Here is a 19741-nt window from a genome sequence, read left to right on the forward strand (position 1 = left end):
GAGCGGAAGCTCCGTGCGAGATCAGACCGGCAGAATCCAGCGTTGGTTCGCCCTCCCGTTGCAGTCCCAGATCTGCAGGCGCGTCCCGTTCGCAGTGGATCCCCCGGTGACGTCGAGGCACCTACTGGCCTGGGGGTTTCGCAGCGACTGCGTCATGGACGAGTACACCCACTGCTGGGCGCCGGTGCCGTTGCAGTCCCAGAGCTGGACCTGGGTCCCGTTCGCCGTGCCACCGCCGGCGACGTCGAGGCACCTGTTCGAGTTCGGGTTGCGGATCGTGCCGTCTGGCCTGACCTCCCATGTCTGGGCGACGCCCGGTGCGCAGGTGTACAGCTGCACGACGGTTCCGTTTGCCGTGCCCGATGCTGCGACGTCCACGCACTTTCCGGCGAGCCCGACGATCGGACCGGTGCGCGAGGCTGGGTCCGGTGGGCCTCCGCCCGACTCGACGTGGACCTCGCCCTGGTTGAGTACGCGTGGGTGGAAGTACGCGGACCGGATCTCGGCGTCCGAGTTGCTGCCGCGCAGCTGCTCGGACCAGATCATGAAGTAGCTCCAGCGCGGCTGGCTCGTCAGGAGCGCGTCGTTCGGCACCTTGCCCATCTCCCCGATCGCGATGGGCTTGCCGCCGGCTATGGACTGGATCTGCTGGTAGTCCGACTGGCTCGGATGGCCCTTGTACCAGACGTCGAGACTGACCACGTCGACGTACGCGTGGCCGGGGTAGTAGGACGCCCAGTTCCCTGCGGGGTTGTCCTGGACGTTCCACACCCAGATGAGGTTGTCGAGGCCCTGCGCGTCGAAGTAGTCCTTCATCTGCTGGTAGATCTTCGCGCCGCCGTTCCCGCCGGGACGTGCGCCCCACCAGTTCCAGGTCTCGTTCATCTCGTGGAAGGGCCGCCACAGCACGGGGACGCCGGCGTCGCGCAGCTGACGGAGGTAGGGCACGACCTCCGCCATTCGCTGGCGCCACGTCTGGTTGAGCCCCGTGCCGCCTGTGACGATCTGATCGAAGTCGCCCTGGCTGATCTGCTTCTTCACGCCGCCGTCGAACTCGCAGGTCGACCCGACAGTCGGGGAGCAGGCATGCCAGGTGAGCGCGACGAGCGAGCCGTTCGCCCACTCAGTCTTCGCCTTGTCCACGACGCGCTGCCGGTTCGCTGCATCGTCGGCACGGAACATCAGGTCGCCGCCCCACAACCCCGGGTACTGCCCCGTGATGTCCTTGACCTGCTGCGTGTACTGCCCCGGCAGGGTCGCCGGCTCCTTGTTGTGCTGGCCCGAGACGACCGACGAGCCGGTGATGGAGTGCAGGTAGTCGATCACCGCCTGCTTGCTGCCGGGCGGAAAGGCCTGTGCCGTGGGCGGCGCAGCCGGCGTCACGACGAGGGCCGCTGTGAGAGCCGCCACTGAGGCCACGGCTCCCAACTGGGCCCGGAGCCGACGGCGGCGCCAGGCTGGCGAGGAACGCGCGACGTGGCGTGCGTGGTCATGGTCACTCATCTGTCCTCCGCGTCATTGCTTGGATGGTGCGTGCCGTCGGCAGGCTAGACCGTGCGAAACGGCCCTGTCTACCGTTTGGCCTGAACCGCTTAATGTGTTGGAAAATCTGGAAAGTACCGTCCGGCAGGACCAGGCATGGCCGCTCTGACAGGCCGGGCGAGCTTCGGAAGGCAGCGAGCCAGAGCGGCGCGTGGGCGTGCCGGTGCTCGATCGATAAAGCGCTTCAGTAGGCTGTTTGCCTCACGACTCTCGAAGGGGCTGCACTTGCGACGAATCACCATCGCGGACATCGCGCAGCGCGCAGGCGTGTCCACCGGCGCGGTGTCCTACGCACTCAACGACCGGCCCGGCGTGTCAGCCGATACCCGGGCGCGAATCCTGGCGATCGCCGGCGAGCTCGGCTGGGAGCCCAGCTCAGCCGCACGGTCGCTCTCCGGTGCACGGACGGAGACCGTCGGGCTCGTTCTCGCCCGCGATCCCAACACTCTCGGCTTCGAGTCGTTCTACATGCAGTTCATCGCGGGGATCGAGTCCGAGCTCGCCAAGCGGTCCTACGGCCTGCTCCTTCAGGTCGTGCCCGACCTCGAAGCCGAGATGCGCGCGTACCGCAAGTGGCGCGCGGCCCGGCGCGTCGACGGAGTCGTCACGGTCGACCTGCGGCTAGACGACCCGCGCGTGCCCTGGCTGACCGAGCCCGACTCCATCCCGGCGGTCCTGGTGGGCGATCCCGTGCTTGCCGGCGGCCTCACGAGCGTATGGACCGACGACGCGTCCGCGATGCGTGAGTCCGTGCGCTATCTGCACGCCATGGGGCACCGACGGATCGCCCGGGTGTCAGGGGTCAAGAGCTTTGGCCACACCCAGATCCGGGACGACGCCTTTCGCGACGAGACGGCACGCTTGGGGGAGGAAGGACAGATCGGCCGGACCGACTACACCCCGGACCAGGGCGCTGGTGCCACGCGCACGCTCCTGACCCGAGCGGACCGCCCGACAGCGATCATCTATGACAACGACGTCATGGCGCTGGCGGGCCTCGGTGTCGCCAACGAGCTCGGCATCCTGGTCCCAGCGGAGCTGTCGATCATCGCCTGGGACGACTCGCCCTTGTGTGTCGCGACCTACCCACGCCTGTCTGCGCTGAGTCATGACGTGACGAGTTTCGGTGCGCACGTCGCTCGTCGGCTCTTCGACCGCATCGAGGGTGCAAAGGGCGGCAGCTTCCTCGACTCGACGCCCACGCTACGGCCGCGCGGGACGACGGCGCGCTACGTCGGTCCCTGACCGGATCTAACCGCGACGACGGGGCGTTGACTTACACAAACTTAAGCGCTTCACTAAATGGAATCGGCCCCTGCAAAGGATTCTGACGGGCTGGAGCGGTCAGATGGCTCAAGCGCTGCATGTGGCGCCGTCGTGCGCAGGACGACCCGGTGCTGAACATCGCAGCAGTCAAGGACGACGAGAGCGAGAGATCGAGATGACAAAGAGGCACATTCTTGGTGCCACGAGCGCCGCCGCCGTGGCGGCGCTCGTGCTCGGGGCCTGTTCAGGCGGCTCCGACGACGGGGGCGGCGAAGGTGACGGCCCGTCCGGGACGATCACCGTCCTGACCAATCGCACCGACATCGTCGATACGGTGCTTGAGGACTACGTCGCCGAGTTCCAGAAGACGTACCCCGCCGTGGACGTCGAGTTCGAGGCACTAACCGACTACGAGGGCGACGTGACCGTCCGCCTCAACTCAGGCGACTACGGCGACGTCCTGCTGATCCCCAACGCCGTCGACCCCGACCAGCTGGCGACCTTCTTCGAGCCGCTCGGGTCGGTTGACGAGCTCGGGGAGAAGTACCGCTTCATCCACCAGCGCGCCTTCGAGGGGGACGCCTACGGGATCGCCACGTTCGGTACGGCGATGGGTTACGTGCTCAACAAGCCCGTCTGGGAGAAGGCGGGGATCACTGAGCCGCCCGCGACGCCCGAGGAGTTCCTCGACGCGCTCAGCGCGATCAAGGAGACCTCACCCGAGGCGATCCCCTACTACACGAACTACGCCGACGGCTGGCCGCTCTCCAGCTGGCAGTCGAACCAGGGCACGATCGACGGCCCGGAAGGGGTCAACCTGCGCACCGAGCAGAACGCGCCATGGACCGAGGGGATGGAGCAGTACGCGATCGACTCGCTGCTGTTCGACATCGTCGAGGCGGGTCTGTCGGAGCCCGACCCGACCACCACCAACTGGGAGGAGTCGAAGAACCTCATCGGCACCGGTCAGGTCGGCACGATGGTGCTCGGATCCTGGTCGGTCACGCAGTTGCAGGACGCCGCGGAGGCGGCAGGCAAGCCGCGCGAAGACATCGGGTTCTGGCCCATGCCATGGCAGACCGACGGGAAGTTCCACTCGACCGTCGGGGGCGACTACAGCATCGGGATCAGCAAGAACTCCGAGAACAAGGAGGCCGCGGAGGCATGGCTGTACTGGTTCCTCGACGAGTCCGGCTTCGCCGACAGCCAAGGCGGCCTCGCCCCGCAGGTCGATGGCCAGTCGCCGGCGACACTCCAGGACTTCGAGGAGTTCGGCGTCGAGGAGGTCGAGCTCGCCCCGGCCCCTGAAGGTGAGGAAAGCCTGCTCTCGGACATCTACACCGCAGCCGAGATCGATCTCAGCGGCGACCAGTATCGCCGCGCGTTCGTCGACGTCGCCCGTGGTGCGGCGGACGGGGACAAGGCGTCCGCCTTCGCAGACCTCAACGACCGCTGGGCCACTGCCCGCGCCGAGGTCGTCGGCTGACGCAGCCCACGCGGGGCCGGCCTGTCGAACGGGCCGGCCGGCCACGACGAGCCGATCCCCGATGCATTGAAGGAGGCGACTGCGATGGCCGCGGTCATTAATGATGCCGAAGCGCTCGACGTGGTGCGCGCGGCACGCTCGCAAGCGAGACCACGGGCCACCGGCGGGCTGGGTAAGGGCGGCTGGCGGATCACGCCCTGGCTGTTCCTGCTGGCCCCGGTGGGGCTGCTCGCCCTGTTCACCTACGTTCCCATGGCGAACATGGTCTGGTACAGCTTCACGTCGTGGGACGGGCTGGACCCGGTCAAGGAACCCGTGGGCTGGCAGAACTACGTGGAGATCTTCACGCGTCCGGAGATCTTCCGGGTGTTCCTGGTCAGCCTGTACTACCTCGGCGGGGCGTTCATCCAGCTTGTGCTCGCGCTGTACTTCGCGACGGTCCTCAGCTTCAACACCCGGTTCCGGACGTGGTTCAAGGGGATCATCTTCTTCCCCTACCTCATCAACGGCGTCGCGATCGGGCTGGTCTTCCTCTACTTCTTCCGGCCCGGCGGCACGCTCGACGCCGTACTGGCGACGTTCGGCCTCGCCGATCCGCCGCTGTGGCTCGGTGACCCATCGCTCGTCAACGTCTCGCTGGCAGCGACGAGCGTGTGGCGGTACATGGGCTTGAACTTCGTGCTGTTCCTCGGCGCGATCCAGTCGATCCCGAACGAGCAGTACGAGGCGGCCGACCTCGACGGCGCGAACTCCTGGCAGAAGTTCCGGTACATCATCGCGCCCGGCATCCAACGGATCATCGGGCTGTCGACGGTTCTCGCCGTCTCCGGAGCGCTCTCCGTGTTCGAGATGCCGTTCATCATGACCGGTGGGTCGAACGGGTCCTCGACCTTCGTCATCCAGACGATCAACACGGCCTTCACGTTCTCCCAGGTAGGCCTGGCGTCGGCAATGGCCGTGGTCCTGCTGATCATCGTGCTCGTCATCGCGTGGCTCCAGCGCAGACTCCTGCCCGACAACGGAGGTGAGCTCACATGAGCACGACCCCCAGCCGTACCCCACCCCTGATGCCTCACCTGCTCGGTCCGCTCGGCAAGGCACTGAAGTACGCATCGCTCATGGCCGCGTGCCTCGTCGCCGTCCTGCCGCTGGTGACCGTGTTCATGGCCTCGTTCAAGACGCAGGCCGAGTTCCGCGAGAGCGGGCCCCTCGACCCCCCGACGAACTGGCTCAACCTCGAGAACTTCGTCACCGCGTTCACGCGAGGTGGCATGATCCAGGGCTTCGTGAACACGACGATCATCCTCGTGCTCTCGCTCGTCGGGACGATCCTCATCGGGACCATGACGGCCTACGCAATCGACCGGTTCGACTTCCGCGGGCGCAGGCTCGTGGTCGGGGCATTCCTCCTCGCGACACTCGTGCCCGGCGTGACGACGCAGGTCGCCACGTTCCAGATCGTCAGCGGGCTCGGCCTGTTCAACACTCGCTGGGCCGCGATCGTCCTCTTCATGGGGACCGACATCATCTCGATCTACATCTTCCTGCAGTTCATGAAGGCGATCCCGCGATCGCTCGACGAGGCGGCGATGCTCGATGGCGCGAACCGCCTGACGATCTACGCGCGGATCGTGTTCCCGCTGCTAAGACCAGCCATCGCGACCGTCGTCATCATCAAGGGAATCGCGATCTACAACGAGTTCTACCTGCCCTGGCTCTACATGCCGAAACGCGACCTCGGGGTGATCTCCACGTCGCTGTTTCGCTTCAAGGGCCCTTTCGGCGCTCAGTGGGAAGTGATCTCTGCGGGAACGGTGCTCGTCATCATCCCCACCCTTGTCGCCTTCCTGCTGCTGCAACGCCACATCTACAACGGACTAGTTTCAGGAGCCACCAAGTGACGCCTACTCTCCTTGCCGGGCTGCCGGCGACGATCGCGCGACGCGAGCTGCATGAAGGATGGACCGTGCGTGCCGTGGGCGGGCCGGTCGCGGAGCACGTCAGGGTGGTCGAGGTCCCCGCATCAGTGCCCGGGAGCATCCACACGGACCTGCTCGGCGCCGGTCTCATCCCCGACCCCTATCTCGACGACCACGAGAGTCTGGTCGCCTGGGTCAGTCGCTGCGACTGGGAGTACCGCACGACGTTCCCGTGGTCCGCGCAGGACACACCCGGCGCGGACCATCACGATCTCGTGTTCGACGGCCTCGACACCGTCGCGACGGTGCTGCTCAACGGCACCGAGGTGGCGCAGACCCGCAACCAGCACCGCACGTACCGCGTCCCGGTCGCAGACCTGCTGGAAGAGGGCGACAACGAGCTCGTCGTGTCGTTCGCGTCGCCCGTGCGATATGCGGACCGCGAGTCCCTTGCGCTCAGCTACCTGCCGCATGTCAACAAGCACCCGTTCAACGCGATCCGCAAGGCCGCGTGCAACTTCGGCTGGGACTGGGGCATCGACGCGGCGACGGTCGGTATCTGGCGACCCGTGCGGCTCGAGTCGTGGCACACCGCGCGGCTGGCGTCGGTTCGCCCGCTCGCGACGGCGGATCTGGCCGGCGGTACGACGGCGGACGGCGGGGCGGCGTCGACCGGCCGGCTCGCGGTCCACCTCGACATCGAGCGCCACGCCGCCACAGGCCCGCTCGAGGCCACGGTGCTACTGCGCGGGCACGGCACCGAGCACAGGGCGACCGCGAGTCTGGAGCCTGGGGCGAGCACCGCGGTCGTGCACCTCGAGGTGCACGACGCCGCGCTGTGGTGGCCGCGCGGACACGGCGACCAGCCGCTCTACGACGTCGAAGTGACGATCGCTGCGCCGGGCGGGGAGCCGCTCGACCAGTGGGCCGGCCGGACCGGCTTCCGCTCGGTGCGCCTCGACATGGTCCCCGACGAGCACGGCACGTCCTTCACGATCGTTGTCAACGACCAACCCGTGTGGGTCAAGGGCGCCAACTGGATCCCCGACGACGTGTTCTTCCACCGCGTCGATCGCGCGCGGTACGCGCAGCGGATCGCCCAGGCCGAGCAGGCGAACATCAACCTCCTACGCGTGTGGGGAGGCGGGATCTACGAGTCCAACGACTTCTTCGACCTGTGCGACGAGCGAGGCATCCTCACGTGGCAGGACTTCGCGTTCGCGTGCGCGGCCTACTCCGAGGACGAAGCGCTCCGTTCCGAGGTCGATGCCGAGGCGCGGGACAATGTCGCGCGGCTTGCTGCTCACCCCAGCCTCGTGCTGTGGAACGGCAGCAACGAGAACATCTGGGGCATCAAGGCGTGGGGCTGGGAGAAGCGGCTCGACGGCAAGAACTGGGGCCTCGGCTACTACACCGAGCTGCTGCCCAGTGTTCTCGCCGAGCTGAACGAGACGCGGCCATACACGCCGTCGAGCCCGTGGTCGGGCAGCCTCCGCGTACCCGCGAACGATCCTGACCACGGGTCGATGCACTCGTGGGAGGTGTGGAACCGCGAGGACTGGACGCGCTATCGCGATACCGTGCCGCGATTCATGGCGGAGTTCGGTTGGCAGGGGCCACCGACCTGGTCCACGCTGACCCGCGCGATCAGCGACGACCCGCTGACGCCCGAGTCGCCCGGCATGCTCGTGCACCAGAAGGCCGCCAATGGAAACGACAAGCTCACGGACGGTCTCGTGGCGCATCTGCCGCTCCCCGACGACATGGACGACTGGCACTGGGCCATGTCGTGGAACCAGGCCACGGCCGTCCAGGTGGGCGTCGAGCACCTCCGTTCCTGGAGCCCCATGTGCTCGGGGTCGATCGTCTGGCAGCTCAACGACTGCTGGCCGGTCACCTCGTGGGCGGCAGTGGACGGCGGCGGGCGGGCCAAGCCGCTGCTCTACGCACTGCGTCACGCGTATGCCGACCGCCTCCTGACGGTGCAGCCCCGGACCGTGGGGACCGGGGCGCAGGACGGGATCGAGGAGGACGGGCGGAGCCTGGTCGTGGCGGTGGTCAACGACTCGCCGGATGCCTGGGCTGGTGGCCTCGTGGTCCGTCGCTCCAGGTATGACGGCACCCAGCTCGCGCAGACGACCCTCTCGGTCAAGGTCGGCCCGCGCGGCACCAGCACGGTCACGGTGCCCGACGACGTCGCGGAGGCCGTCGACCCGGCGTCGGAGATCCTCATTGCGACCCTCGGTGATGCCACCGCCGTCTGGTACTACGCCGAGCCACGCGACAGCGCCCTGGCCGACCCCGATCTGCAGGTGGAGGTCACGACGACCGACGACGGTGCGCGCGTGCACGTCACAGCGGGTGCCCTCGTGCGCGGGCTGGCGCTGCTCGCCGACAAGGTCCACCCCGGTGCCGTCGTCGACGACATGCTCGTCGACCTTCTCCCTGGCGAGAGCGTCACGTTCCACGTCACGTCGCCGGAGCCGCTCGACCCGGCGGCCCTCGTAGGTCCGCTGGTCCTACGGTCCGTCAACCAACTCGTTGTCGGCAAGGTCGCCCCGCTCCCCGCTGTGGGTTGACCGCGGTCCTGGCGGTCGGCGAGGGTCTCGTCGACCGCCAGCGAGCCGTTCGAGTCAGCCCGCCGCCTGAGTAGGGTTGACGCCGGATCCCGCCTCCGCGGAGGAGTTCGCCTTCTCGACGCCGTGGAGCGCGCGCTGGTCGCTGGTGACCAGGTTGGTGACCTCCGGTTCTTGCACCAGGATGCCGTCCTGTGCGCGGTCGATCGCGACGATGCCACAGCGTGCGCCGAACCTTCTCGGCCCTTACCGCCTCGCCCTCGCTCGTGATGGGCCTCGGGATACAGGTCCTGGCGATGAACTTGCTGGCTCGCGCGGTCTCATCGGTGTACTCAGTCAGGAGAGTGCGTCAGGAGGCGTGCCAGCCGCGGCTGTAGCGGGTGCGGTTGAGGCGTTCTTCGGCGATAGCGATGATCTGGTCGCCGGCGATGAGGGCGGCGCCGCCGTCGTGACCGAGGTTGATTCCTAGCGTGGTCGGTGCGTCACCCATGGAGCGCTTTCTCCTTCGTGGCCTCGTCGGTCGTCTTGCTCGTGAGCCTTGCGGTGGCCAGGAGTAGTCGTTCGGCCTGTAGTCCAAGGACCCGTGCGATGTCGGCGACTGCGCTGGTCCGCCCGGCGCGGGTGCGCAGCCGTGCGGGAGTCAGGGCGTCGCGCAGGCGGTAGCTGTCGTAGATGTCGGCGTCGGGGTGGATCGCGAGTAGCCGTGCCACCGAGACGCCGTGCCAGTACGCGCGGGAACGGATCGCGGCGGGGGTCAGGTCGGTCGGGTGGATCGCGCGGTGGACGACGGCGTCCGGGACCACGACGACCAGGTGGCCGTCCTGCTGGGCGCGCACGGTGAGCTCGAGTTCTTCGCAGCTGAGGTGCCGGTTGCCGGTGACGCCGAGGTGGGTGTCGAACCGAGGTGGCGGGTCGCGGCGGATGGCGAGGTTGCAGCCGACGACCCAGTAGGGCGCGACGAGTTTGGTGGTGGTTTGCGGCCACGTCGGGGGCACGAAGAGCTGGAGTACGTCGGGTGGTACGTCCGTGCTGGTGCTGTCGTCGGTAAAGTGCGCCTCGACTCGTCCGCCGGCGCAGTAGGCTCCGGTGTTTTCCAGGGCGCGGACCATCCTGGATATCCAGGACGGTTCGGGGCGAGCGTCGGGATCGGTGATCAGGATGACCTGGCCGTTCGCATGGGCGATCCCGGTGTTCCGTGCTCGCGACAGTCCCGCTCGACGCTCGTGGACTACTCGATAGGTCGGCTGCCCCGGGCGGTTGTGCGCGGGCGGCAAGACCGGCGTGGGGTGGTTGTCCACGACGATCACCTCAAGGTCGGTGGTCGGCCAGTCCTGTGCACCGATCGCCTGCGACAACCCTTTCAGGGCGTCGTTGTTGCCTCGTACCGCGACGACGATGCTTACTCGCATGCCCTGGGCCCCTTTTGTTGGCCGCGATGGGTTGGGCTGGGCGCGGCGGCCTTGATCGCCTTGGGCCTTCTCGGTGCGACGTCGTGGGTCCCGGTCTCGGGCATCAGCGTTACTCCTCTGGTCCGGGCAGGGTGTCCTGGAGCATGGCGGCGGCGCGGTCGGCGCTCGCGTGGTGCAGGTCGGACCTGTCTGGGCCGGGGGTCGAGACAACGGCCGAACGCAACAGGGCTTGGTGTGGGCCTTGCCCGGAGGGGTCTGAAGCTGATCGGCCGAGTGCTGTGCCCCCGGCACACCCTTGCAGCGAAAACGACTACACAGAGCCCCGTCAGGGACGCGGGCTCTATCTCACCCGATAAGCGACTCTCTGCACAGGGCATATCGATGGGCATTTCAGGGGAATTTCTGGGGCGTTTTCTCGACGTGCTGGCCGAGGGAGTCCCCCAGGGGGCGTGACCTGGACCGCCTGGGTCGTGCCGTTCCGGTTCTCACGGCGCACTTCTCCGTACTCGATGCTCGATCGGTCGCGTCGCCCGGACGCCGTTGGTTGTCTCGCTCAATCACCTGATGCCTGTCGGACGCGCACGGGGGCATATTCGAATATGCCCCGGGGCATTTGTGGATATGCCCTTTCGCTCATGATGGCCGTCCGCTTTCATATGCGTCAGATCTGCATTATCGAGTGACTATTCGGCGACCGAAGGGTGCTGAAACATGGCGACACCGACCGACACGATCGAGCCCGATGCCCACGAGCTGGGTCCGGATATCTACGCCGACCTGGAGGTCGTGAGGGCCCAGGGTCCGGTGACGCATGTGCGGCTGCCTGGTGGCCTGCTGGCCTGGATGGTCACCGGCCACGACGCGGTCACGGAAGTCGGTAGGCACAAGCAGATATCCCGAGACGGCGCCGCGCACTGGGGCGACCTGCGCGCGGGGAACGTGCCGCCGGACTCGCCGGTTCTCCCGTGGGTCGTCGACGCCGCGATGTTCAGTGCGTTCGGGGCCGAGCACCAGCGCCTGCGCAAGCTCATGGCCCCCGGCTTCAGGGCGCGCCGCATCTCCGCGCTCGCACCGAGCATCGAGAAGATCACGGCCGACGCCCTGGGTGACGTCTCGCTGGGCCGCTCAATCAACGGACGCGGGTACCGCTGGCTCCGAAGGCTGCTGCGGCGCGTGCTCAGGCGGCGCCAGCTCAGGAACGTGGACCTGCACGAGCTGTTCTCCCTGCCGATACCGATCGCCGTGATCGGAGAACTGCTCGGCGTCGACGACGACCTGTTCCCGGCCATCAAGGCAGGGGCTGACGCCTTGTTCGACACCGACATCGACCCCGACGAGCTCGGCCAACTGTTTGTCGGACTGCTCGTCGCGATCGACACACTCATCGAGCGCAAGCGCGCCAACCCGGACGGACGCCTCATCAGCGACCTGGTCCACGCGAACATCGACGGCGACACGTACACCGCGGCGGAGGTCGCCCAGACAGTGCGGATCACGATCGTGGCGGGCTTTGAGACCACGGTGAACCTGCTGGACCAGGCCATCGTTCTCCTGCTCAGCCACCCCCAGGTGCTGGCCGACGTCCTGGCAGGAAAGATCACCTGGCGCGCCGTCCTGGACGAGGTCATGCGCTACGCGTCGCCAGCGGCGAACGTCCCATTGCGATTCGTGGCTGACGAGGACGTCATGATCGCCGGCGTCATGATCAAGAAGGGCGAGGCCATCCTGCTGTCCTTCGCCGGCACCGGCCGCGACCCGTCGGTGTTCGACCGGCCGGACGAGTTCGACCCGAGCCGCGCCAACAACAAGGCGCATCTCGGGTTCGGGTACGGGCCGCACCGCTGCCCCGGGGCCGCTCTGGCGCTCCTGGAGGCCGAGACCGTGCTGCCCATGCTGTTCAACCGGTTCCGGATGGAGCTGGAGGAAAACCCGGCAGCCATCCCGAAGAACGACGGCTTCATCACCAACGGCTACAAGCGGGTGCTGGTGTCGATCGCCCCGAAGAACTGAGCCCGCGGGGCTCGGTGTCACCAGCTATGCGCCGCCCCTTGCACGCGATGCGAGGGGCGGCGACCCACTTCACGAGAGAACCTCACGAGAGCGACCACCGATGCCAACCGAGTCACCTGTCCGGGATCCTCACGTGCGCCTGGACGACGCGGCCGGCCTGACCGACCTGGTCACGGCCATCATGTCCAAGCAGGACATCTACCCCCAACTGCGGGCCGAGTGGGGCCCGATCGCTGCGGTCGACCTGATCCCTGGCGTGCCTGCCTGGCTCGCGATGGACTGGGACGACGTCATGGACATCCTGCGCAGCCCAGCGACCTTCACCCGGGACGTCGGCACACCCGAAGAGCCGAACTGGCCCGCGTTCTTCGACGGGCGCGTGCCACCGTATTCGGGCCTGGCGGCGTTCTGCTCCCCACGCGCCAACGCGTACTACACCGACGGGTGGCATCACGAGCGGCTGCGCGCGGCGGTCGACCACGTGTTCGCCGAGGTCGACGAGAAAGCGCTGGGCCGCTACGTCCGGCAGATGTGCGACCGCATGCTCGACCGCATCGTCAAGCGCGGCACTGAGACAGACCTGGTCGCCAACTACACAGCGTTCGTCCCCGCCCTGGCCGTGGCCTACATGTACGAGTTCGACGACGAGGATGCCCTGAAGCTCGGGGACCTGGCCAAGGCCATCTTCTCCTACACCGAGGCCGCGGGACCGGCGTTCGACGAGCTGTACGACATGCTCTACTTCCACATCGAGGCCCGCCGGGACGCTCCCGCGGATCAGGACATGCTCACCGGCCTGATGCACTGGCAGGACCCGGTGCCCGGGCGAGGTCCAGGCACGTACCCGGACCACGACTACCGGTACCTGGACCGCGACGAGCTGCGCGACACGGCGCAGATGATCCTGTCCGCCGGATTCGAGATGGCCGTCGCCTACACCACGACCACCCTGGAAAAGATCCTCAGCGACCGCGGCCTGGCCACATGGGTGCGCAGGGGGCGCCTGGACATCCCCGAGACCCTGGACTGGGTACTGGTGCGCAAGTCGCCGGTGCGCTTCACACCGCCCCGGTATGTCACGGCTGACGTCGTCCTAGGCGGCCGGCTGCTGCGCAAAGGCGACGCGATCGTGACCGCGGTAGCCCACGCCACCCTCGACAAACACACCGACACCTTTGACCCGTACACCAGTGTGGGCATCGACCCGATCTGGTCCAGCACCTCCCGCGCGTCCCTCGCGTTCGGCGCCGGGCCACACCGCTGCCCAGCCCACCGCTTCTCCCGGATCGTGGTGGAGGCCGCCGTCGACCGGGCCGTGAACCGGCTGCCCGGAATGCAGCTCACCGTCCCTGCTGACGACCTGGGCACCGGGCTGTCCTTGTGGGCTAGCAACGCCGACCGTCTACCCGTCCGGTACCAGCACGCGATCGACCATGCGTCTTCGCCGGTCTGACCGGGCGTGAGGAGCTGAATGTGATCAGGAACCGCAAGGACAACTCCACAGCCCCTCCAACAGGAAGATCGAGAAGATCGCACGGCGTCAGCGAGGCGGCGTGCTCGCGCACACCTACCGGGGCGCGCTCCTGACCTACGTGGACCCGGATGTCCCCTGGGTGGTGATCTCAGTTGTCCCCGGAACGGACGGACGGGTGAACGTCGAGACTTGGGCGCTCGACGTGCTCGACGCGGACCTCCGTCCGGTGGTGGTTCCCGACCAGGACGTCCGGGGAGCCGTGCGGACGATCCGCGCGCTCTGGAAGAACATCAGGTCGGGGGAACCTCACCGCGATCCGACCCGGTAGGACCAGGTTCCGTGCGACCAGACCCAATGTGGTCGAGTCCGAGGCGGTTTGGCATAACGACTTCGAGCCGAATCGTGACCAGCTCACCACCCGCAGAAGGGCCGGTCGCCTGTTCGGCGGGACCCACCAAATGGGCCCGGACCACGGGGCGGGCACCCATGCCTGGCCGTGCGCCATCCACCCCGGGAGTGTCAAGGGTGATCACGATGTTCCCGACTACCTCGCCGACGACCGGGCCGGTGCCACGGCCGATGGCCTGCCCAGGGTCCGGTCGTTGACCAGCAGTAGCGCTTGTCCTTTCGGAGGAGGACAGCCCGAATCCGGTCTGCTGCTCCGGCCAGGGCCGGGAAAACCCGAGCTCAGCATCCGTGTCGACCATCATCACTGTGCGCAAGGCCCGACGACGCTCCGCCCGCGGCCAGCGGATCGTCCCGCGCTCGTACCGGCCGATCGTCTTGGCATCCACAGGAGCGCCCCGCCCCGTGCGTGCCAGGTACTCGTTGACGGCGGCGGCCAGCTCGGACCGGGACATCGCAACTCCGGTACCCTCCCGCGAGACGAGCGCTGCACGCCGCCGCCGAAACGCCTCGTTCACCACCAGGTCTCTCCCCTCATCACCAGGCTTCATACGCCGAGACACCACCGCAGTCAGCCGCGCTCCGCGCGCCGGACTCAGCACGGATTCGATCCAGGGCTCCGATCCGAGTGGTCGCGGGCCGCCTCGACCGCGTCCCACAACTCGTCAGCACCTCGCCGGTCAACCCGCCACCGCCCAACCCGGGTCGCTCTACGACGCCTTCCAACAGCCCGACCTCGACCGGTTGATGGACGGCCATCGCGTCCCCCTGGCCCAGGGAGGGCGCGTCGACGACCGGTCGTGGTCATGGCTCGGCCCATCCGATGCCGAGCACACCGTCGGCCCCACCGACCGGGGTCGCCCGGCGCTGCAGGGACTCGAATACCAGCTTGGTGCCGAACCGCCCGTACAGGAACTCCGTGTCCTGCGGGTCGGGCAGGACACGGCTGGTCCGGGACACCGCGTCGGCGGGCATCCCCAGCCGGTCGAACAGCATCGAGACTCCCGGGACGCCCCGCGGACGAAAGTCTTCGGCGTCCTCGGCGGCGCGCAGCACCGTCAGGTACATGCCCCCGGTCCCCGCATACAGGTCCGGCTCCTTCATCCGGTCCAGCTCCCGCGCGGTCAGGAACGACGCGATCGCATCTTCAGCCGCGACCTGCCCCTCAGCGTCGCCCACCGCGATCGCGGCCATCTGCAACGCCCGGGCAATCCCCACCGTGCCGAAAGCCCAGGTCGGCTCCCCCGGCCCCGCCTGATGCACCCGCCGGGCCCGCACCTCTTCCAGCGTCAACCGGGCAGGCCACCACACCACCCGGTCCCGGGTCTCCTGCCGCCACACGGCATACCACGCGATGATCTGCCCGATCGCGGCCTTGTGGTCGGGCACCCTGTGCCGGGCGCGGTAGGCGGCGGCCAGCAGCGCGAGCACACCCGCACCGCCCCGGGCCATCCCGAGATCCACGTGCCCACCTAACGGGTGACCGACCGGCATGCCCGGCCCCGGTGTCTCGGCGCTCCACCACCCCGGGACCGGTACCTCCCCCACCATCGCGTTGCGCGCGCAGGCCACAAGATATTTCAAGACTCGCGACAGCGCGCCCGCCAACTCCTGGCGGTGCCTGGCGTGCTCGGCGCTGGCGTGCACGGTCCGGCGCAGCAGCACCACCCCGAGCCCGGTCAGCCCGGTCATCAGATCAAACTCGCTACCCCACAGCGGGGCACCGGTCTCGGCCCGCGCGTCCGCCGCGTCCAGCCGCTCGTCGGTCAGCTCCACCAGGACCTGGTCGAGACCGTCCAGCTCCTGCGCCCATCGCACACGGCCCTGCGCACCAGTGCTGTCCAGAGCAAAGCTCAGCGCCGGCGCACCATAGAACAAGCCAGCACTCGCCGACCGGTCCGCCAGCTCGCCGGTTGCCTTCAACAGCTTGGCGACCTGGTCCCAGGAACTCTTGCCGGTCAGCGTCAGTTCGACTTCCAGCAGCAAACGGGCGATCTCGCCGTCGGCTAGCGACTGTGCCGCCTGCACCGGCCTGCGCGTCGACAAACGGGGCCCGGGGTCGGGGTGTTCAGGGCGGTGGTGCGTGGCGATCACGATCCACTCCCCACCGGCGCGCGCAGACTGGCCCGCACCTGCACGTCCACACCCAGGTACTGGCCCGACCAGATCGTGTACCCAGGAATCGACCGAGGATGATCCAGCGGGAGGTCCAGCCCGAGCTCCCGCGCGATCTGCTCCCCCAGCTCCAATCGACACGGAAACAGAAGCAGCGAGCCCGTGACCGTGGCCTGCTCGATCCGTCCCGGACCCAACCGGTCCAGGATCTTCGTCAAGACCTCGTCCACGCGCAAGTCCAGGTCAGCCACAGCACCAACCGGCGTCGCAGCGGCAGGCACCGGGTTCTCCATCGGCTGGTCGGACTCTCGTCCAGATAGCGCGCCCATCTCGGGCCTCCTTGATGACTTCTTGCATGACTTCTGGGACCCGGCCGGTGACGGTTTCTCCGCACGTCACCGGCCGGGCGATGGAGGCTGCCTCAGCGGCGAACGACGCCGCCTCGGCACAGCCAGCCCTGGTGTGACCACAGAGCATTGGACGTCTGGGGCCTGCAACGACGCGTCCGTCCGCTCAGTTCGCAGGTGTGGCTGGTCATGCGCTGGGCCGGTTCACGTCGAGGGTGTAGGTGGTGGTGCGGCTGTGCTCCACGTGCCAGACGGGCTGGTCTTCGGGCGTGAGCGGGTAGGTGTATCCGGCGGTGATGATCGCGCGCTCCATGTCAAGCAGCGTGACGCCCACACCTGCGGGCAGGTCCATGACAAACCCCCAGGGGCCGCCCGGGACGGTGGCCCAGACCTCGCACGTGGCCAGTACCGGCCCGGTCTCGGCCATCGTGCCCCGGACGGAGGCGCGACCGGTGGGGCTGATCCACTCCCCGACCCGGGCGCGGATCTGGTCCACCAGCCCAGCTGGGATCCCTGTGCTCATCACGCTGGCCCCACCGTGATCGGCTCGGTGGCCAGCTCACCCGTCGACAAGGACCGGGGTGCCGGGAGCGACTCGAGGACGGCGATCACGCCGCGCTCGGTGATGGTCCCGGTGATCTCGTCGGCGGCCTCGCGCACGGCCTGGCTGGCGTGACCCATCGCCACACCACGAGCCGCCCAGACCAGCGCCTCGATGTCATTGGCGCCGTCCCCCACCGCGATCGTGCGCTGCGTCGGGATTCCTAGCCGCGTGCGGACCGTCTCGAGCGCGGTCGCCTTGGACACCCCACCAGGGGTGACATCGAGCCAGCTCGCGTCCACCGGCGTCACGGTCAGGCCCACGGCACGCAGTGGGCCGACGAGGGCGCTCACGCCCAGTGCACGGAGCACGACCCGCGGCGAGGCAAGTTCCATGAGTTCGCCGGCCAGAACCACATCCTGCTGGCCGCTGAGTAGCCCGGGCTCGAACTCTGAGGTCACGTGGTAGCCCCACCCGATCTCCTCGACGGCGACCTGCAGGCTGTGCAGCCGCGCGGTCAAAGCCGCGGTGAGCACCGGCCCGACGTCCAGAGCCTGCACGTCCCGAGCAGCGAGCGTGTACCCGCCGGGAGCCGCCGGGTCCAGACGGGCGGTCACGGCACCGTTGGACGCGACAACCCACCCGGCCAGATCCAGCTTCCCCGCAATCGGCAAGACACCCACCAGGGACCTGCCCGTGGCAAGAACCACCTTGTGCCCCGCCGTGCGTGCCGCCGCGACAGCACGCGCCGTCTGTTCCGGCACGTCACGCCGCCCGTCATGGGTGAGGGTGCCGTCGACGTCCAACGCGACCATCCACCCGCCGGCATCGCCCGCTTGGCGTTCATTGGCCGCGGCGTCGTGGAACGCCACCTCTGCCGGGCGCGGTGTGGACTCGTACGGGGTAGGCGTCAGCATTTCGTGCTCCGGTCGATCGAAGTTCGAGAATCTGAATGCGGCAGGAATCTCCCTTGCCGCCTGGTGTCAGGAAACCGGATGGGGCCGGATGTGCGTCACCATGTGCGTGCAACAGCCACACCGGCAGCCACCAGCCGTCAGGCGGATCAGGCCAGTTCCCCTGAACGATCGGAAGGGGGCACGAGCCGGTAGGCCTCTAGCACGGACAGTGCCAACCTCGGCTTGAGATTCGCGGTGCCGTCGCTCACCCGCACGACGAACGCCGGCCCCGCTAAGTCGATGTGCCGCGCAGTCTGCTGCTGCGTCGCTGAGGTCATGCCGTGGAGATTATTGACACAGTTCGGTCGAGGCGAGGGTGTTTCTCAAAGTTTCTCGTCCGGTGTCTCTGGGTTGCCGCGGAGCCGGTCTTCGACGGCGTCGGCGGCTTTGGCGATAAGGGTTCGCGCACGCCGGTCATATACCGCATCAAGTGCGAGCGTCTCGAAGATCTTGGTGTACAGCTCGATCTCGGCGGCCTGGCTGAGGTTCAGCTCGGCGGCGAAGGTCTCGACGACCACCAGGCGATCGTCGTACACCCAGAAACCGTGCGCGGGGGCAATGGCCCACTCCGCGTCGACCGGGATGACGCCGAGCCGAACGTTCGGCAGCGTCGCCAGTGACATGATCCGGTCGAGCTGACCCAGCATCACGTCGGGCGGGCTGAGCGCGTAGTGCAGGACCGGCTCGGTGATCACGACGTGGAAGGCCCGGGTGCGGTCGTACAGGATCTCCTGGCGCTTCATGCGCTCACCGACCGCGTCCTCGATCGGCACGCGTCGCCCGAACACCCGGGCACTCTGGGCGAACCGGTACCGGGCATAGTCCGCGGTCTGCAGGAGGCCAGGGACGAAGGTCGACTCGAACATCCGCAAGAGTGCGGTCTTGGACTCGCGACGTGCGGCCGCCTGCTGGACCTGGACCTGGCCGCCACGCAGCAGCCGCTGGAGCTCGGCGTAGCGCGTCTCCAGGGTGTGCAGCTCCGCCAGCACGCTGTCCGTCTCGCGTCCAGCACCGACCGCGAGCGTCCAGGCTCGCACGTCCGCGTCCGACGGCGTCTGCTGCCCGTTCTCGAGCTTGGAGATCTTCGACGGCGGCCACGAGAGTGACGCGGCGAGCTGCCGGCCCGTGAGGCCAGCAGCTCGCCGTAGTCCCCGCAGCCGGACACCCAGTTCGTTGCGAGCGTCCCGGACGTCAGCGCTGTTGACCGTGTTCCGCGGCAAATTCGTCTCTCGTGACGGCGTGATGCCAGGCGGCGTCACGCCAGTAATTATGCTCGACCACCACGGCAGGGTCCTCGATGAGCTCGAAGCTGACGAACGCGTCGCCGTCCCCAAAGTGCATCTTGGCCACCAGCTTGGAGTCGAACAACCAGTAGTCGTAGTCGGGCAGAGCCCCCGCGTCCGCCCGGTCAAGGTAGCGGATGTCGTCGCCCTCCTCGTTCGAGCGAGCGGCGATCAGCATTCCCCACTTGCTGTACGGGGTGAGCGGGACGGACACGAGGCGGACACGATGGAACCGCTTGCCGGCTCGCTTCCACTCGGCGAGCTGCTCGAACCAGCCGGAGCGCCACCCCTGGTCCAGGTCACCGTTCTCGAGGTACCGCCGCAGTGGCTCCTGCTCAGCCGGCGAGTTGTAGGTGTCCCGCACCTCGAGGCGGAAGGCCGAGTGCTCGAAGGTCTTGAACAGCTCGCCCCA

General features: G+C 67.9%; 19 protein-coding genes. 8 read left to right on the forward strand and 11 right to left on the reverse strand.

What is annotated here, in order from left to right:
* Positions 1-21: 21 nt before the first annotated feature.
* Positions 22-1410 (reverse strand): glycosyl hydrolase, encoded by a 1389-nt coding sequence (locus C8K30_RS28230; RefSeq protein WP_199230744.1) that lies wholly within the window; start codon positions 1408-1410, stop codon positions 22-24.
* A 357-nt stretch (positions 1411-1767) separates the two neighbouring features.
* Here C8K30_RS28230 and C8K30_RS28235 point away from each other — a divergent pair, with 357 nt between their 5' ends.
* From C8K30_RS28235 to C8K30_RS28255, 5 genes are all read left to right on the forward strand, one after another.
* Positions 1768-2787 carry a LacI family DNA-binding transcriptional regulator gene (locus C8K30_RS28235; protein ID WP_108496236.1) on the forward strand — a complete coding sequence of 340 codons (1020 nt, stop codon included), beginning with the start codon at positions 1768-1770 and terminating at the stop codon, positions 2785-2787.
* 196 nt (positions 2788-2983) lie between these two features.
* Entirely contained in the window at positions 2984-4294 is a 1311-nt protein-coding gene (locus tag C8K30_RS28240) for an ABC transporter substrate-binding protein (protein ID WP_108496237.1), read from the forward strand.
* 84 nt (positions 4295-4378) lie between these two features.
* Complete coding sequence (locus tag C8K30_RS28245; protein WP_108496238.1) at positions 4379-5332, forward strand: carbohydrate ABC transporter permease; 954 nt, start codon at positions 4379-4381, stop codon at positions 5330-5332.
* 29 nt (positions 5333-5361) lie between these two features.
* Positions 5362-6195 (forward strand): carbohydrate ABC transporter permease, encoded by an 834-nt coding sequence (locus tag C8K30_RS28250; RefSeq protein ID WP_233257551.1) that lies wholly within the window; start codon positions 5362-5364, stop codon positions 6193-6195.
* Positions 6192-8792: a glycoside hydrolase family 2 protein gene (locus C8K30_RS28255; RefSeq protein WP_233257539.1), complete on the forward strand. Its 2601-nt coding sequence runs from the start codon at positions 6192-6194 to the stop codon at positions 8790-8792. The genes C8K30_RS28250 and C8K30_RS28255 overlap by 4 nt, the downstream gene beginning before the upstream one ends.
* A gap of 54 nt (positions 8793-8846) precedes the next feature.
* Here the strand turns inward: C8K30_RS28255 and C8K30_RS31640 are convergent, their stop codons facing one another.
* The 3 genes from C8K30_RS31640 to C8K30_RS28260 form a co-directional block, all read right to left on the reverse strand.
* On the reverse strand, positions 8847-8969 hold the full coding sequence (locus tag C8K30_RS31640; RefSeq protein WP_255415795.1) for a hypothetical protein: 123 nt from the start codon (positions 8967-8969) through the stop codon (positions 8847-8849).
* Between the two features lie 169 nt (positions 8970-9138).
* Positions 9139-9279, reverse strand: a complete 141-nt coding sequence (locus C8K30_RS30830; RefSeq protein WP_158281149.1) for a hypothetical protein — start codon at positions 9277-9279, stop codon at positions 9139-9141.
* Positions 9272-10198 (reverse strand): glycosyltransferase family 2 protein, encoded by a 927-nt coding sequence (locus C8K30_RS28260; protein WP_108496240.1) that lies wholly within the window; start codon positions 10196-10198, stop codon positions 9272-9274. Before C8K30_RS28260 ends, C8K30_RS30830 begins: the two co-directional genes overlap by 8 nt.
* Positions 10199-10909: 711 nt before the next feature.
* Here C8K30_RS28260 and C8K30_RS28265 point away from each other — a divergent pair.
* The 3 genes from C8K30_RS28265 (at position 10910) to C8K30_RS28275 (ending at position 14010) form a co-directional block, all read left to right on the forward strand.
* Positions 10910-12208, forward strand: coding sequence for a cytochrome P450 (locus tag C8K30_RS28265; RefSeq protein ID WP_108496241.1), 1299 nt, complete (start codon positions 10910-10912; stop codon positions 12206-12208).
* A 133-nt stretch (positions 12209-12341) separates the two neighbouring features.
* On the forward strand, positions 12342-13661 hold the full coding sequence (locus C8K30_RS28270) for a cytochrome P450 (protein WP_108496242.1): 1320 nt from the start codon (positions 12342-12344) through the stop codon (positions 13659-13661).
* Positions 13662-13761: 100 nt separating this feature from the next.
* Positions 13762-14010: a hypothetical protein gene (locus tag C8K30_RS28275; protein ID WP_108496243.1), complete on the forward strand. Its 249-nt coding sequence runs from the start codon at positions 13762-13764 to the stop codon at positions 14008-14010.
* A gap of 881 nt (positions 14011-14891) precedes the next feature.
* Here C8K30_RS28275 and C8K30_RS28280 read toward each other — a convergent pair.
* From C8K30_RS28280 to C8K30_RS28300, 7 genes are all read right to left on the reverse strand, one after another.
* Positions 14892-16181 (reverse strand): lanthionine synthetase LanC family protein, encoded by a 1290-nt coding sequence (locus C8K30_RS28280; protein WP_158281150.1) that lies wholly within the window; start codon positions 16179-16181, stop codon positions 14892-14894.
* Positions 16178-16483 (reverse strand): hypothetical protein, encoded by a 306-nt coding sequence (locus tag C8K30_RS30835; protein ID WP_158281151.1) that lies wholly within the window; start codon positions 16481-16483, stop codon positions 16178-16180. The genes C8K30_RS28280 and C8K30_RS30835 overlap by 4 nt, the downstream gene beginning before the upstream one ends.
* 253 nt (positions 16484-16736) lie before the next feature.
* On the reverse strand, positions 16737-17072 hold the full coding sequence (locus C8K30_RS28285) for a hypothetical protein (protein ID WP_146197619.1): 336 nt from the start codon (positions 17070-17072) through the stop codon (positions 16737-16739).
* The gene (locus C8K30_RS28290) at positions 17072-18007 is read right to left on the reverse strand and encodes an HAD family hydrolase (RefSeq protein WP_233257540.1); all 936 of its coding nucleotides are present in this window, start codon (positions 18005-18007) and stop codon (positions 17072-17074) included. The genes C8K30_RS28285 and C8K30_RS28290 overlap by 1 nt, the downstream gene beginning before the upstream one ends.
* Positions 18008-18153: 146 nt before the next feature.
* The gene (locus tag C8K30_RS30840; RefSeq protein WP_158281152.1) at positions 18154-18324 is read right to left on the reverse strand and encodes a hypothetical protein; all 171 of its coding nucleotides are present in this window, start codon (positions 18322-18324) and stop codon (positions 18154-18156) included.
* 45 nt (positions 18325-18369) lie between these two features.
* Positions 18370-19305, reverse strand: coding sequence for a helix-turn-helix transcriptional regulator (locus tag C8K30_RS28295; RefSeq protein ID WP_233257541.1), 936 nt, complete (start codon positions 19303-19305; stop codon positions 18370-18372).
* A complete protein-coding gene (locus tag C8K30_RS28300; RefSeq protein ID WP_199230745.1) occupies positions 19238-19693 on the reverse strand; it encodes a DUF6879 family protein in 456 nt (151 codons plus the stop codon). The genes C8K30_RS28295 and C8K30_RS28300 overlap by 68 nt, the downstream gene beginning before the upstream one ends.
* Positions 19694-19741: the final 48 nt, after the last annotated feature.

This window comes from Promicromonospora sp. AC04 (assembly GCF_003058225.1).
Classification (GTDB): domain Bacteria; phylum Actinomycetota; class Actinomycetes; order Actinomycetales; family Cellulomonadaceae; genus Promicromonospora.

Coding starts and splice junctions, on each gene's coding strand:
- C8K30_RS28290 (WP_233257540.1), bottom strand. CDS start 18,007: ATGCTGACGCCTACCCCGTACGAGTCCACACCGCGCCCGGCAGAGGTG.
- C8K30_RS30830 (WP_158281149.1), bottom strand. CDS start 9,279: ATGGGTGACGCACCGACCACGCTAGGAATCAACCTCGGTCACGACGGC.
- C8K30_RS28265 (WP_108496241.1), top strand. CDS start 10,910: ATGGCGACACCGACCGACACGATCGAGCCCGATGCCCACGAGCTGGGT.
- C8K30_RS28285 (WP_146197619.1), bottom strand. CDS start 17,072: ATGAGCACAGGGATCCCAGCTGGGCTGGTGGACCAGATCCGCGCCCGG.
- C8K30_RS28260 (WP_108496240.1), bottom strand. CDS start 10,198: ATGCGAGTAAGCATCGTCGTCGCGGTACGAGGCAACAACGACGCCCTG.
- C8K30_RS30840 (WP_158281152.1), bottom strand. CDS start 18,324: ATGACCTCAGCGACGCAGCAGCAGACTGCGCGGCACATCGACTTAGCG.
- C8K30_RS28245 (WP_108496238.1), top strand. CDS start 4,379: ATGGCCGCGGTCATTAATGATGCCGAAGCGCTCGACGTGGTGCGCGCG.
- C8K30_RS28240 (WP_108496237.1), top strand. CDS start 2,984: ATGACAAAGAGGCACATTCTTGGTGCCACGAGCGCCGCCGCCGTGGCG.
- C8K30_RS28250 (WP_233257551.1), top strand. CDS start 5,362: ATGCCTCACCTGCTCGGTCCGCTCGGCAAGGCACTGAAGTACGCATCG.